Origin of the sequence: Bacillus andreraoultii (assembly GCF_001244735.1) — a bacterium.
Lineage (GTDB): Bacteria > Bacillota > Bacilli > Bacillales > Caldibacillaceae > Caldifermentibacillus > Caldifermentibacillus andreraoultii.
In genome coordinates this window covers 21,741-36,317 of the sequence record NZ_LN868935.1, presented here as the reverse complement: position 1 = coordinate 36,317, position 14,577 = coordinate 21,741, and the positions used below count along the sequence as shown (strand labels likewise).

Annotated in this window: 11 protein-coding genes and 1 riboswitch; of the genes, 9 read left to right on the top strand and 2 right to left on the bottom strand. The window is 35.1% G+C overall.

Features of this window, described 5'->3' with window-relative positions:
• Positions 1-68 precede the first annotated feature (68 nt).
• Entirely contained in the window at positions 69-827 is a 759-nt protein-coding gene (locus BN2144_RS00610) for a MerR family transcriptional regulator (RefSeq protein ID WP_033826441.1), read from the bottom strand.
• A 533-nt stretch (positions 828-1,360) separates the two neighbouring features.
• Between BN2144_RS00610 and BN2144_RS00605 the strand changes: the two genes are divergently transcribed.
• Together BN2144_RS00605 and BN2144_RS00600 are read left to right on the top strand one after the other, a co-directional pair.
• A complete protein-coding gene (locus BN2144_RS00605) occupies positions 1,361-2,194 on the top strand; it encodes a C39 family peptidase (RefSeq protein WP_033826440.1) in 834 nt (277 codons plus the stop codon).
• Positions 2,195-2,253: 59 nt separating this feature from the next.
• Positions 2,254-3,285: a hypothetical protein gene (locus BN2144_RS00600; RefSeq protein WP_033826439.1), complete on the top strand. Its 1,032-nt coding sequence runs from the start codon at positions 2,254-2,256 to the stop codon at positions 3,283-3,285.
• Between the two features lie 369 nt (positions 3,286-3,654).
• Here BN2144_RS00600 and BN2144_RS00595 read toward each other — a convergent pair whose 3' ends face one another.
• Positions 3,655-4,413 carry a cyclase family protein gene (locus BN2144_RS00595; protein WP_407637993.1) on the bottom strand — a complete coding sequence of 253 codons (759 nt, stop codon included), beginning with the start codon at positions 4,411-4,413 and terminating at the stop codon, positions 3,655-3,657.
• A gap of 77 nt (positions 4,414-4,490) precedes the next feature.
• A riboswitch (SAM riboswitch) is annotated at positions 4,491-4,591 on the bottom strand.
• A gap of 203 nt (positions 4,592-4,794) precedes the next feature.
• On the opposite strand from BN2144_RS00595, the gene BN2144_RS00590 reads away from it, so the two are divergent.
• From BN2144_RS00590 to pstC, 7 genes are all read left to right on the top strand, one after another.
• Positions 4,795-5,733: an MBL fold metallo-hydrolase gene (locus BN2144_RS00590; protein ID WP_033826438.1), complete on the top strand. Its 939-nt coding sequence runs from the start codon at positions 4,795-4,797 to the stop codon at positions 5,731-5,733.
• Between the two features lie 653 nt (positions 5,734-6,386).
• Complete coding sequence (locus BN2144_RS00585; RefSeq protein WP_033826437.1) at positions 6,387-7,793, top strand: cytochrome ubiquinol oxidase subunit I; 1,407 nt, start codon at positions 6,387-6,389, stop codon at positions 7,791-7,793.
• Positions 7,784-8,797, top strand: a complete 1,014-nt coding sequence (gene cydB / locus BN2144_RS00580) for a cytochrome d ubiquinol oxidase subunit II (protein WP_033826436.1) — start codon at positions 7,784-7,786, stop codon at positions 8,795-8,797. Before BN2144_RS00585 ends, cydB begins: the two co-directional genes overlap by 10 nt.
• Complete coding sequence (gene cydD / locus BN2144_RS00575) at positions 8,797-10,524, top strand: thiol reductant ABC exporter subunit CydD (RefSeq protein WP_033826435.1); 1,728 nt, start codon at positions 8,797-8,799, stop codon at positions 10,522-10,524. Before cydB ends, cydD begins: the two co-directional genes overlap by 1 nt.
• Positions 10,521-12,242 carry a thiol reductant ABC exporter subunit CydC gene (gene cydC, locus BN2144_RS00570; protein ID WP_033826434.1) on the top strand — a complete coding sequence of 574 codons (1,722 nt, stop codon included), beginning with the start codon at positions 10,521-10,523 and terminating at the stop codon, positions 12,240-12,242. The genes cydD and cydC overlap by 4 nt, the downstream gene beginning before the upstream one ends.
• Positions 12,243-12,464: 222 nt before the next feature.
• On the top strand, positions 12,465-13,460 hold the full coding sequence (locus BN2144_RS00565; protein WP_033826433.1) for a PstS family phosphate ABC transporter substrate-binding protein: 996 nt from the start codon (positions 12,465-12,467) through the stop codon (positions 13,458-13,460).
• Between the two features lie 169 nt (positions 13,461-13,629).
• Positions 13,630-14,571 carry a phosphate ABC transporter permease subunit PstC gene (pstC, locus tag BN2144_RS00560; protein WP_033826432.1) on the top strand — a complete coding sequence of 314 codons (942 nt, stop codon included), beginning with the start codon at positions 13,630-13,632 and terminating at the stop codon, positions 14,569-14,571.
• The last annotated feature ends 6 nt before the right edge of the window (positions 14,572-14,577 follow it).

Below are 14,577 nucleotides of genomic sequence, written 5' to 3'. Positions count from 1 at the left end.
AAAATACGATTTTCTGGATAGCCTCTATTATTTTTAGGAACAAGTTGTTTAGAACGCTTTAGATAAAATTATTTTTTTGTAAAAGAAAAGATGGCATCGCGTAAAAATTGTGCTGCACCTAGTTCAATCTCATCATAATAAGATTTAAACCGTTCGTCATCTACATACATTTGTGCAAGTCCCCGATGAGCTTCCTCACTATATTGAGGCCAATAGTATGAAAGCCACTTTTTATGCATGAAAGCCACTTTTTTAGCTTGCTCACTTTGAGGGTTACCAGTTTTCATCGCCTCACGAAGAGCCGCATTGATCTCGCCGGAAAGTTTATTTGCTTCATTATATTCTGTTTCTGACATGTCGATAAGTTTTTTATTCGATGCATCAACCGTTTCCTTACCGTATTTTTCACGGATTTCCTTTCCATATTTCTTCTCATTTTCTTCAATTAACTGTTTTTTAAAACCGATAAATCTTTCTTGATCAGACATTTCTTTACCTCCTTTTTTATTTGCAATTGTTTTCCTAACATTGTCAATTAATAAATCAATTTGAGCCTTTTTTTCTAATAAGTAATGTAAATGACTTTGTAGTGCAGCCTTTTCATCGAAATTAGGATTTGAAATAATCTCCTTAATTGTTTCTAAAGGGACACCGAGTTCCCGATAAAACATGATTTGTTGTAGCCGATTAACTTCTTTTCCACCATAAATTCGATAGCCCGATGAATTCATTTTAGCAGGTTTTAAAAGATCGATTTCATCATAATACCGTAAAGTACGTGTACTAATACCTGCTATGTTTGCAAGCTTCTGAATCGTATATTCCAATTTGCCACCTCCTTTAAAAATAACAATACACGTTAACGTAACGGAAAGGTCAATGGTTTTTATATTATTTATTTTACGTTTAATCCATAAAGTTCTCTAATCATATGAAAAGAGCATGAAATACAGATTAAAGAGAAAGTCGGCATCCACGTTCTCTTATAGAACACCAACGATAGTTTAAGTAGTATGTTTTTTTAAAATAGACAACGACTTTTTATCTGGTTTAGATGTGAATGAACTCGAGAAAATCAGAACTTATATGATTAAAGAGTTATTGAAAAAAATCTTTTGAATCCTATCGAATGGAAGGAAAATATTGGGGAGTCAGCATTGATGGAACAGGGTTGCACACCTTTTGTGACAAGCATTGTGAACATTGCTTAAGACGGGTATAAATAAATAAAAAAACAGAAGAAAAATTGATAAATTTACTCTTCATAGCTGTAAAAAAGTCTTTAATATCAAAATATTCCGTGATATTATATATATATAATCGGCCGGTTATTTAATTTTGGAGGGAGAACAAGGGAAATATGATTAAGAAAAAATGGACAAGACCAATAATTATCTGTTCGCTTTCATTGTTTCTATTTATTACTCCTAATTTTGTTTTTGCAAATGAAAGTGAAAAAAATGATTTAAATGCATCTAATACTGGTGCAGTACTTAATGACAATTCATTAAGTATTTCTGATGAGTTGAAGTTAAATAAATTAGCCCAACAAAAAGATAAGTCATTAGAAAGTTCTTTAAGTGAAGACTTCGGTGTAAAAGCTAATCCTGATGGAGAGTACTATTTAATTTCAGTAACTAACTTTGCACAGGAAAATGGCTATTATTGTGGCCCTGCTTCAGTTAGACAATCATTAAGTTTTCATAAATCAAAAATAGGCTCATCAACTAGTTTACCTAGTCAATCAACTTTGGCCTCAAAAATCGGTACAACTACTAACGGTAGTACAACATCAGGAATTGCAAAGGGATTAAATGCATATAAAAGCACATTCGGATTTAGTGGAAACCCATATGTTGCAGCAGATCTAACAAATGTGAGTAATCCACGATCAACTTTTGAAACAAGAATAAAGGGAGTCTTAAGAAATCGAACAAACGCTCCTATTGTATTGTTACAAACAAAATATTTGCCAAGATATAGCGGAAAATCTATTAGACACTATAATACCATTAGTGGTTACTCACATAATTACTCAACTGGGTCTAAAAAAATGAGAACTGTAGATCCTCATTATAATAGTACTTATAGAGGTATAAGATGGGATCCCGTTGGTTCAACTACATCAAACGGTGTATTCAGAGCAGTATATGAGGCAGATAAAGCAGGGACAAACAAGGCGATGGCATATTAATCCAATCAGGGACTAGAGATTATTCTCACTAGTCTCAATATAAAGCAGGGTGAATAACTATGTTTAAAAATATCCTTCTAATTTCTACAATTACTCTTACAATGGTTGCTGGCTGTAGTCATGAAAAATTAATAAAAGAACAAAATAAAGAAACTGTTATTGAAATACCCTATCGTAATTACAATCATCCCGTAATCCATGAAGGAGAAATGTTCGTAAATGTAAGTAATCATACTTTTAACACATACAATGTAGACTCACTAATAAAATATAATATGAAAACAGGAAAAGAGGAGTTACTGTATAAATCGGAGTATGAAGAATCTTCTATGCAAAAAACAGAAGTAAATGATGATTGGTTAGTTTGGGTAGACTCGAGTGCTGATGGTTATAATGAGAAAATTTTATCTATGAACTTGTTAAATGGGAAAATTAAAACTCTTGCTGAAACAAATCCTAAATACTTAACAATTCTTTCCCCGGAACTCTATAATCATTATGTAGCTTGGGTAGAATTAAGTCATTCTAATCAGATTAAAGTCAAACTACATAATCTAACAACAAATGAAACAATAGATGTGGCAGACATCAATGATTACTCTTTATATAATGCATCTGTCTATTTAGATAATGAGTATTTATTATGGACAGATACAATGAATGGAAAAGGGTATTATTATCTATATAATGTTCATAGCAAAAAAATAGAAAACTACCAAGCTCCGAGGGCCTATCCGGCATATGCGACTTATTCTGATGGTAAAATATTTTCGATTAATTTTGATGATCAAACAGATTGGACAAACCAAGATTTTGGGTATTTTGATATAGAAACGAAAACATATCATTCATTAAAGCATGGCGACTTCATCAATCATTTCGACACTTATAAAGATAAACTTGTTATTCTGGATAGTAACAATAAATTATATTTTTATAAGATGATTAAAAACAAACTAAACCCAATTGATATAAATATAACCGAAGAAGAAAACCCAGTGTTCGCTTCTTTTGACAATGATGGACACTTAATAATAAATTTCGATATTACGGAATCCATGAATAAATCAAGAATAGGGGTAGTAAATTAAAATTTGATAAGGAACTCTTAAAATTACCTTTGCGTTAACACCCTCCCGTATTTTCCACTCTAACAGGAGGGTATTTATTTTTAACATATGTGTTAGTCAATTTCTTTATCAAAACAATGCTTTTATCCAATTCCTTTTACTTCGTATATCTTAATGCATGATATGATACGGCTTCCTGACATATAAAGAAAACTCTAGAGACACAAGCCTTGATGAAACAAGAGACTAAAGTTCGCTTGATGAGAAAAAGAGTTTTTCAGCTTTGATGTAGCTGCTAGAGCCTCCCTATTAGCCAAAAAGAAGACTTGGTGTTACAAGTCCTCTTTCATTCGGGGATTTGTTCAAGGAAAATCTTTATCTTCCTATATATTATGGCAAAATTGCAAATGAGCGGACAGGAAACCCAGATGCTTTTTCCGGTTTCGCCACGATGTTAAAAATAATTGCCCCTTTTGCAGGAACTTTGTCTAAATTCGTCAATAGTTCAATTTGATACGTATCTTGATCCAAAACGTAATACTCACCGACAAGTTTACCATTTTTCTGATAGTCGACACTTGCATCTGTATCAAATGTTTCATGTCCAATTGCTTTTACTCTTCTTTCCTCAAATAAGAACTTCAATGCTTCTAATCCCCAACCAGGTGTGTGGTTGTTCCCTTCCGCATCTTTATTGTTAAAAGCTTCAACATTAGGCCAACGCTTACTCCAGTCCGTACGCAGTGCAACAAATGTTCCTGCTTCAATTTTTCCGTACTCTTCTTCAAATTGTAAAATATCCCCAACCGATAATATGAAATCTGGATTTTTAGCAACTTCTTCAGATTTATCAATAACGACAAGTGGTAGAACAAGTTCCTTTAAGCTTAAATCCTCTAAAAAACGGCGATTCGGTACAAAATGGATTGGTGCATCGATATGCGTACCATACTGTCCAGCAAAGGAAAATTGTTGAGCAAAAAATCCATCTTCATGGGTAAATAATGTTTTGAATTCGGCATGATCAAATGCTGAAAAATGTGGTGACTCTGGACCAAATGAATGTGTGAGATCGACCCATTTTTTTTCTTTTAAAAACTGTAAAGCTTTCAGTAAGTAAATGTTCTCATTCGCAATATTATTAGACATAGCCAACACTCCATTCATTAAATTAAAAACCTCTTCTTATGAAAAGAAGAGGTTATCGTTTATAAACATAATTTCTCTTCTTATCTTTAAGCATTTGCTACTGGAATTGGCACAGTACTTTTATAAGTCCGCTGCCGAGGTTTCACAGGGCCAGTCCCTCCACCTCTCTGGATAAGAATTCCCACTATTCAATTTTATTAGTTATTAGATTACAACTTTAATCGGTCAGTGTCAACATAAATTTAGAAAAAATAAATAATTCTTATTATCAGGCGACTCCTTTTGCAAAATTCCTTGTTTCTCGATAAAATATAATCAATTTCAATAATAATCTAATAAAAAAGTCAAATACTTTTCGTTTATTAAAGGAGATTTTGGGACGTGTTACAACATATAACTGAAGAAATAGATTTAGTGACAATAAATTATCCTAGTGGAATGGGGGAGACAAATTGTTTTTTAATTAGAGGAGAAAATGGCTACACAATCATTGATACGGGTATGTATTCAAAAACGGGAATCCAACAATGGCAAGAAATGATGAATTCTGGGTATAAAATCGAAAAAATTGTTCTCACCCATGTTCACCAAGATCATATTGGTTTAGCGAAATGGTTTCAAGAAGAAATCGGGGTTCCAGTAGTTGTGTCAAAATTAGGCTATGGGGAAATGAAAAAGTATCTTCAACCTAATTTTCAGGACAGGATGAAGGAATTAGTGATGCGACATGGTGTTCCAGCTATTCCGAATAAAATACCAGATACAAGTTTCCAATATGATTTTAAACCGGATGAGTTTTTCGAAGACGGTGACGAGATCCGCTTAGGAAAGGACTTGTACGATGTTATTTGGACACCAGGTCATGCATATGATCATTACTGTTTTTATAACCGCGAGAAAAAAATAATGATTATTGGTGATCACATCTTAAAACACATTTCGCCAGTAATCGGTCTGTGGGTAGGGGAAGAGATGGACTTATTAAATGATTATTTTGAGTCATTGGATAAAATTGATAAATTTCCTACAGACATTGCTTTACCTGGCCATGGAGAAATAATCTATCAACTTCAAGACCGGATTGAAGAAATTCGAAACAGTCATGAGAAACGATTGCGACAAGTGTATCGACTTGTATGTGAAAATGACGCAAAAACGGCACTAGACATCTGTCTTCGTGTTTACGATAAATTAAACCTTGAACAAATGCTTAGCCCCTTTATGGCATCACTAACGCGTTTGATCTATCTAGAGAACATGGGAAAGATAGAACGAATAGAAGAAAATGGAATATGTAAGTTTCGTTCGTTGGAAAGCTAGTGAATCCTCTAACTTGAATTAGAGGATTTTTTTAATGCTATCGTATTTCCGTAAATAAGCGAGAACTAGAATTGGCGTAGGTGTCCAATTTAAGGTAAAAATGATGGAACGGTTATGGAGAAGAGTTATAGATACTCTTTGAATGGAAGAAGTGGTAAGGAGGGTCATTTAGAATGGTTGTTGATGCCCTTTACGCGGAGGAAAAGGATAAACGGTCCTCTATAGCGGTTGTAGACGCCCAAACCACGGAGAAAAAGGAAGAAACGGTCATCTAAAATGGTTGTAGACGCCCAAATCGCGGTGAAAAAGGAAGAAACGGTCATCTAGAAGAGTTCTAGACGCCCAATCCGAGTAGACTACCAATGAAAAGGTCACCAAGTGTACATGAATCACTCGTTTACATGTAAAGCGAATCTTCTTGTCACACATGACAGACTTCCAAAAAAAACGCCACGAACTATCTACAAAGTTGTGTAATTTGTCACAAAACTGACGAATTTACTATTGAATTTTGTAACATTAATTCCACAATACCTCCATAATAATTCCACCATTATTATAGGAAAAACCTATAAGATAAAGGTGTAGGTAATTATAATTCTTAAATAAGAGTATTTGAAAATGTACTGAAAATTTAGGAGGGAGAACAAGAAATGGAAGAAGTCTTGTTAGCACGGATTCAGTTTGCATCAACAACATTGTTTCACTTCATTTTTGTTCCATTATCCATCGGTCTAGCATTTATTATCGCCGTAATGGAAACGTTGTATGTTGTAAAAAAAGAAGAAATCTACAAAAAAATGTCAAAGTTTTGGGGAAAGTTGTTTTTAATTAACTTTGCAGTAGGGGTAGTAACTGGGATCATCCAAGAATTCCAATTTGGGATGAACTGGTCTGATTACTCACGGTTTGTTGGTGATGTTTTCGGTGCACCGCTCGCAATCGAAGCATTACTTGCATTCTTTATGGAGTCGACATTTATTGGCTTATGGATTTTCGGCTGGGATAAGCTGCCAAAAAAACTCCATTTAGCGAGTATTTGGCTGGTGTCTATCGGTACGATGCTTTCTGCGCTTTGGATACTGGCGGCAAACTCGTTTATGCAAAACCCAGTCGGATATGCTGTTGCAAATGGTCGGGCTGAAATGAATGACTTTTTTGCTGTAATCACAAATCCAAAATTATTAGTTTCATTCCCACACACCATTTTTGCAAGTCTTTGTACAGCAGCATTTTTACTAATCGGAATATCAGCCTGGAACTTAATTAAAAAACGTGACTTAAAATTCTTTAAAAAATCAATGAACATTTCTCTTATTATTGGTTTAATTTCAACACTAGGTATTGCTTTCTCTGGTCACTCACAATCACAATATTTAGTAGAAGCACAACCAATGAAAATGGCAGCTGCAGAAGGGATTTGGGAAAATACACCAGATCCAGCTCCATGGACAGTTATTGCAAGTATTGATACTGAAAATCAAAAAAATAACTGGTCAATTGAAATTCCTTATATGTTAAGTTTCTTATCTTACGGAAAATTCTCTGGGGATCTTCCAGGAATGCAAGCATTACAAACACAATATGAAGATCAGTTCGGTGAAGGAAACTATATCCCACCTGTAAAAACAACATTTTGGAGCTTCCGTATCATGGTTGGTACAGGCGGATTAATGATTTTATTATGCATCATTGGTTTAGTATTACAATATCGTAAAAAACTTGAAACAAGCGTACGGTTCTTAAAATGGTTAATCCCAGCATTATTTTTACCATATATTGCAAATTCAGCTGGTTGGATTATGTCAGAAATAGGTCGTCAACCATGGGTAGTGAATGGTCTCATGTTAACAGAAAGTGGTGTATCACCAAGTGTAAGCTCGGGACAAATCCTCTTCTCGTTAATTTCATTTTCATTAATTTATACACTGCTTGCCATTGCCATGGTCTATTTGTTCATAAAAACAATAAAACAAGGTCCAAATGAAGTAACAAAAAATGATACAACAGCAACAGATCCTTTTGATGCTGGTCAAGGGAGGGCTGTCAAATGGAATTAACTGAACTATGGTTTTTATTAATTGGTGTGTTATGGGTTGGTTTTATTTTCTTGGAAGGTTTTGACTTCGGTGTAGGAATGAGTACACAGTTTTTAGCGAAAAATGAAATGGAAAAGCGTGTATTAATCAATACGATTGGACCACACTGGGATGCTAATGAAGTTTGGTTATTAACGGCTGGTGGAGCGATGTTTGCTGCATTTCCACATTGGTATGCATCTCTCTTTAGTGGGTACTATTTACCTTTTGTTCTACTTTTACTAGCGCTTATTGCTAGAGGTGTGGCATTTGAATTTCGTGGAAAACAAGATAGTGTAAAATGGAAAAAAACATGGGATTGGTCCATTTTCTTAGGAAGTTTAATTCCTCCATTTTTAGTAGGTGTGTTGTTCACAGGTTTAATTAAAGGTTTACCAATAGACAAAAATATGAACTTACATGCATCATTTTTTGGAGATATGGTGAACTTTTATACATTAGTAGGTGGAATCGCGTTTGTATTGCTTTCTTACTTGCATGGTTTAATGTTTATTACAATGAAAACGGATGGAGATCTTCGTGCTCGTGCGCGGAAACAAGCGTTGAAACTATATTGGATAACGGGTGCGGTCATCGTATTATTTATTGCATTAACTGGTGTGTATACTAACGCGTTTACAAATAGAGGTGCCATTATTATTCCAATGTACGCTATTGCTGTTGTTTTATATCTTGCCTTATATAAATTGGTTAAAGATAAAAAAGAAGGTTTCAGCTTTACATCGACAGGCTTAATATTAGTGCTTGTCACTGCATCGTTTTTCATTGCTCTTTTCCCAAATGTGATGATTGCAACCGATGTGGCGAATAATATTACCATTTATGATGCAGCATCTGGAGCTTATTCGCTAAAGGTAATGACAATCGTTGCGTTAACGATGGTTCCGATTGTATTAGCGTATACCATTTGGAGTTACTATATTTTTAGAAAACGTGTGACACATAAGGAGCATTTAGAATACTAATGGATAAAAATCTCTTTGCATATAAGAATAGTATCAAAACTTTTATAATTATTGGGACCTTGACAGTGCTACAAGCAATTTCGATCATTGCACAGGCATGGTTCCTTGCCAAAGCCATTATTACGGTATATGAAGGGGCAGGATTCGATGCCCTTTCCTTTTTTTGCTTATTTTTCATTGCTCATATGATAAGGCATTTTCTCCAATGGTTAAAAACTCATCTTGCATACCGGTTTGCTGATGAGACATCCTCACAATTACAATATCAATTAGTAGAAAAGTTATTTTCACTTGGTCCGAAAACAATTAGTAAAAATGGTTCTGGAAATATAATTGCTCTTTGCTTAGAAGGAATACCAAGTTATAAAACATATATTGAACTGTTTATTCCTCGATTTTTATCATGTTTACTTGTTCCTACAACAATTGTTATTTATGTATTTACGATGGATATAGCGTCTGGTGTTATTTTACTTGTCGTGATGCCAATTTTAATTGTTTTTTTAATTTTATTAGGATTAGTCGCCCAGAAGCAGAAGGACGCAAAATGGGAAAATTACCAATTGTTATCGAGTCATTTTGTCGATTCATTGCGTGGGTTAGTAACATTAAAATTTTTAGGCCGAAGTAAAGGACACCGAGATGCAATTTATATGGTAAGTGATAAATACCGGATTTCTACTGTAAAAACATTACGAGTTGCATTTTTATCATCATTCTCATTAGATTTCTTTTCTAGCTTATCCGTAGCGGTCGTGGCAGTCGAGTTAGGGTTACGTCTAATTAACGGTCATATTGACTTTTTTGGTGCCTTAATGATTTTAATTCTAGCCCCTGAGTACTTTCTACCAGTACGTGAGCTAGGAAATGATTATCATGCGACGATGGATGGAAAAGAATCCGGTGAAAAAATTAGAAAAATACTTGAGTTAGCAAATCAACAAGATTATCGTCCCATTGTAAAATTACCAGAATGGAGTCGTGCATCACGCTTGCAAGTAACCCATTTATCAAAGCATTTTGAAGAAGACAATCGAACTGTTTTATCAAATATTAATTTTACAGTTAATGGGTATAAAAAAGTAGGCATTATTGGGTTATCAGGTGCAGGGAAATCAACATTGATTGATATTTTATCAGGATTTACAAAGCCAAGTGATGGCACAATCTCTATTGATGGGGTGGAAGTCCCTGACTTTTCTGTAAGTGGTTGGCAAAATCAACTAACATACATACCACAGCATCCATATATTTTCTCAGGGACCGTTCGGGAAAATATTGCTTGGTATCATCCTGAAGCTACAGAAGAAGAAGTGATAAAAGCAGCGGAGCAAACAGGAATTTTAAACTTAATTGAGCAGTTTCCTCATGGACTTGATGAAAAAATAGGACAAGGAGGAAGAGCATTAAGCGGCGGTGAGGAACAACGTATTGCTTTAGCGAGGGGCTTATTAACGAAAAGATCGATCATGTTTTTTGACGAACCGACAGCTCATCTTGATATTGAAACGGAGCATGAAATTAAAGAGATGATGGTTCCGTTAATGGAAGATAAGCTCGTATTTTTCGCAACCCATCGACTCCATTGGATGAATGAGATGGATCTTGTTCTTGTTTTGGATGGTGGTCAACTAGTAGAAATGGGAACTCCAGATGAACTTCTAAAAAATAAAAGTAGTCGGTTTTCTGAGTTGATTAAGATTCACCGAGGGGAGGTAAGCAAATGAAAAATTTCAATACCTATATTCGACCTTATATAAAACAGTATCGCTTTTTAATGTTTATAACGGTGATCCTTGGTTTTTTAACTTTTTTTACAGCATCAATGCTTACCTTCACTTCTGGCTATTTAATTACCCGAGCTGCGGAAAGGCCATATAATATTTTAATGCTGTACGTTCCGATTGTTATGGTTAGGGCGTTTGGAATTGCAAGGCCAGTCGTTCGTTATATGGAGCGGTTAACCGGGCACAATTCCGTATTGAAAATTTTAGCAAATATGCGTGTGCGGTTGTATGATGCCCTTGAACCACAAGCATTATTTATTCGTTCCCGTTTCCAGACAGGAGACTTAGTTGGAACGTTAGCCGATGATATTGAACATTTACAAGATGCTTACATCCGAACGATTTTCCCAACGATTGTCGCATTATTTTTGTTTGTATTTTCCGTAGTATCGTTGGCAATCTTTGATCCACTGTTTTCGCTATGGATTGCCTTTTGTCTTTTAATAATCATTGTTGTTTTTCCACTTATTTCCTTATATAAGTTAAAAAAGCAACAAATTGAAGTGAAGGAAAAGCGAAATCGGCTATATCAATTATTTACCGATGCTGTTTTAGGAATTAGTGACTGGATGATTAGTGGTCAAAAACAGCGATTTATTACTCAATTTATGGAAGAAAGTGAAGCGACGAATAAAGTAGAGAAAAAATTGGATCACTGGAATCATGCTCGAACTTTTCAATTACAACTGATTTCTGGATTGATTTTAATTACCGTCGGCATTTGGGCTGGTTTTCAAGCGGTAGATGGAAAAATAGTACCGGCATATATTGCGTCTTTTACGTTAGTAACATTACCAATATTAGAAGGCTTAATTCCGGTTTCCAATGCTATTGAAAAAATACCTGCTTATGAAGAATCTTTAGCTCGATTGGAAAAAATTGATCAATATCGTGATTTGGTTATAGAAGAATCGGATTCAAAAAGCATTCCATCGACACCGACGATTAAACTGAAAGGTATTCGTTATTCGTACGGGGCAGGTGATGCTCTAAAGAATATTCATTTAACAATTAACTATGGAGAAAAAGTTGCATTAATTGGGAAAAGTGGTGCTGGGAAATCAACACTACTGCAACTGTTAATTGGAGAATTACAACCTCAAGTAGGAACATTATTGATCGGTGATTTGACTCCTGCATCGTATGGAGATGGAATCCATGATGTTGTGAGTGTATTAAATCAAAAGCCTTATCTGTTTGCAACAACCGTTGAAAATAATATCCGTTTAGGAAAACAAGATGCAACAGAGGAAGAAATAAAAGAAGTCATTCGGAAGGTAAAGCTTGACGAATATATATTGTCTTTACCTAAAGGATTAAAAACGCAAATGGAAGAATCAGGACAACGATTTTCTGGAGGTGAACGGCAACGAATTGCGCTCGCTCGAATTTTATTAAAAGACACTCCTGTTGTTATTTTAGATGAACCAACTGTCGGACTCGATCCGTTAACAGAACGAGATTTGCTAAATACGATATTTGAAACATTAGCTGGCAAAACGGTTATCTTTATTACCCATCATTTAATGGGAATGGAACAAATGGATCAGATTTTGTTTTTAGATAAAGGGGTTATATCAATGAGTGGTACCCATCAATCTTTATTAATGACAAATGAACGGTACCGGAATTTATATGAACTAGATTTCGGAAAGTGAATTTGTTTGCTTTTAAGTTAAAATCATTTGGCGGATAGTATCGTGCTATCCGCTATTTTTGGTATTTAGAAGGGTAGTAGATGCCGTAAAATCCCCAATTTGAATAAACAACGAATTTACATCCTCTTAATAAACCTTTACATATCGTTTAAACCAAGTTAACTTTTCCCCTTTATTGTTAGAAGTGTAGGAAAGAAGACAATGTTTAAGGGGGAAACGAAAATGAAATCTTATAAGAAGCTGGCACTTTTTGTACTAATCTTAGGGACACTTACACTTGCAGCATGTGGCCCACAGGAAGAATCTAGTGGAAGCAATAATGGAGAAGCGAATCCTTCACAGAATACGAAAGGCAAAGTATTAGAAGAAATGAGTGATCAGTTAAAAGGAACGATTACTATTGACGGATCTTCCACAGTTTATCCAATAATGGAAGCTGTTGTAGAAGAATACAATATGAATCAACCAAATGTGAAAGTATCTGTCGGCGTTTCTGGTACAGGTGGTGGTTTTGAAGCGTTTATTGCTGGGGAAACAGATATTTCCAATGCTTCTCGACCAATTAAGGATGAAGAAAAGGCAGCCTTAAAAAATGCTGGAATTGAATATACGGAGTTTGAAGTAGCCTATGACGGATTATCAGTAGTCGTAAATAAAGAGAACGATTGGGTTGACTATTTAACAGTTGATGAATTAAAGAAAATATGGATAGAAGATGGAACAGTAAAAAAATGGTCCGACATTCGGAAGGGATGGCCAGAAGAGGAGATTAAATTTTATTCGCCAGGAACGGATTCAGGAACATTTGATTACTTTGATGAGGTTATTTTAGAAGAACAGCCAATTGTAAAAGTTGCAACTTTATCGGAAGACGATAACATACTTGTAACGGGAGTAACAGGTGATAAAAATGCAATTGGTTACTTTGGTTATGCATATTACGCTGAAAATAAAGATAAATTGAAAGTCATTCCAATTGATAGCGGAAATGGACCGGTTGAGCCGACGAATGAAACAGTTGAAAAAGGGGACTATACTCCACTATCTCGCCCATTATTCATTTATGTGAAAAATGAAGCGGTAAAGAGACCTGAAGTGTATCATTTTGTACAATTTGCACTTGAACATGCAGGAGATTTATCGGAAGAAGTAGGTTATGTCAGTCTACCAGCAGAAAAATATGATAAGAATCTTTCTCTATTAAAAGAATTGAAATAGGTTTCAAAAAATAGTAAATGATCCTTCTTTAATAACTTTGTAAGTATTCATTGACCGACTAAAATAGTCAAAAAAGCTACATAAAAGGAGTTCCCTTTCTAATCGTCTCCTTGATGGACGAAAAGGATTTGAAAGGGAGCCTTATTCATGAATGTAAAGGGGATAGGATATGTCCACACAAAAGATCTCAACAACACTCTCAATTCAAGAAATCATCGCTAAGAAGAAGTCGAAGAGAAAGAATTTGGGTGATCAAGTGATGCCGAAAATACTACTTCTAACAGCGATTATCTCAATCTTAACGACATTAGGGATTATTTTAACTCTTCTAACTGAGACTTTTGCCTTTTTTAAAAATGTCTCGATTAAAGAATTTATGACGAGTGATACGTGGTATCCGTTTTCTGAGTCTGGTGAGTTTGGAATTCTTCCTTTAGTTTCAGGGACATTAACGATTACAGGTATTGCTATTTTTGTAGCTATGCCACTAGGTATTGGCGCGGCAATTTATTTAAGTGAATTCGCTTCAAATAAAACGAGACGGTTTATTAAGCCGGTTTTAGAAGTTTTGGCGGGAATACCAACGATTGTCTATGGTTTTTTTGCATTAACTTTTGTTACACCAATACTTCAAAAGTTTATTCCGTCGTTGGAGATATTTAATGCACTAAGTCCGGGTATTGTTATTGGAATTATGATAACTCCAACGATTGCATCATTATCAGAAGATGCTTTAGGTTCTGTACCGAAAGCAATTCGTGATGGGGCCTTTGCCTTAGGTGCAACAAAGCTAGAAGTTGCCATAAAAGTCGTCCTTCCTGCAGCAATTTCTGGAATCGTCGCATCAAGTGTCCTTGGATTTTCACGGGCCATTGGTGAAACAATGATTGTATCGATTGCTGGCGGTTCAACACCGAATCTTCGTTTGAATGTAACTGAATCTGTCCAAACAATGACTGCCTATATCGTGCAAGTCGCACAGGGGGATACTGGATATGGTACGACTATTTATTACAGCATTTATGCAGTAGGATTTACGCTTTTTATTTTTACCTTACTAATGAACCTTGTCGCTACTTTCATTTCTCGGCGTGTGAAAGAGGTGCACTAATTGAAG

Coding starts and splice junctions, on each gene's coding strand:
- cydC (WP_033826434.1), top strand. CDS start 10,521: ATGAAAAATTTCAATACCTATATTCGACCTTATATAAAACAGTATCGC.
- BN2144_RS00595 (WP_407637993.1), bottom strand. CDS start 4,413: ATGTCTAATAATATTGCGAATGAGAACATTTACTTACTGAAAGCTTTA.
- BN2144_RS00585 (WP_033826437.1), top strand. CDS start 6,387: ATGGAAGAAGTCTTGTTAGCACGGATTCAGTTTGCATCAACAACATTG.
- cydD (WP_033826435.1), top strand. CDS start 8,797: ATGGATAAAAATCTCTTTGCATATAAGAATAGTATCAAAACTTTTATA.
- pstC (WP_033826432.1), top strand. CDS start 13,630: ATGTCCACACAAAAGATCTCAACAACACTCTCAATTCAAGAAATCATC.
- BN2144_RS00565 (WP_033826433.1), top strand. CDS start 12,465: ATGAAATCTTATAAGAAGCTGGCACTTTTTGTACTAATCTTAGGGACA.
- BN2144_RS00605 (WP_033826440.1), top strand. CDS start 1,361: ATGATTAAGAAAAAATGGACAAGACCAATAATTATCTGTTCGCTTTCA.
- BN2144_RS00600 (WP_033826439.1), top strand. CDS start 2,254: ATGTTTAAAAATATCCTTCTAATTTCTACAATTACTCTTACAATGGTT.
- cydB (WP_033826436.1), top strand. CDS start 7,784: ATGGAATTAACTGAACTATGGTTTTTATTAATTGGTGTGTTATGGGTT.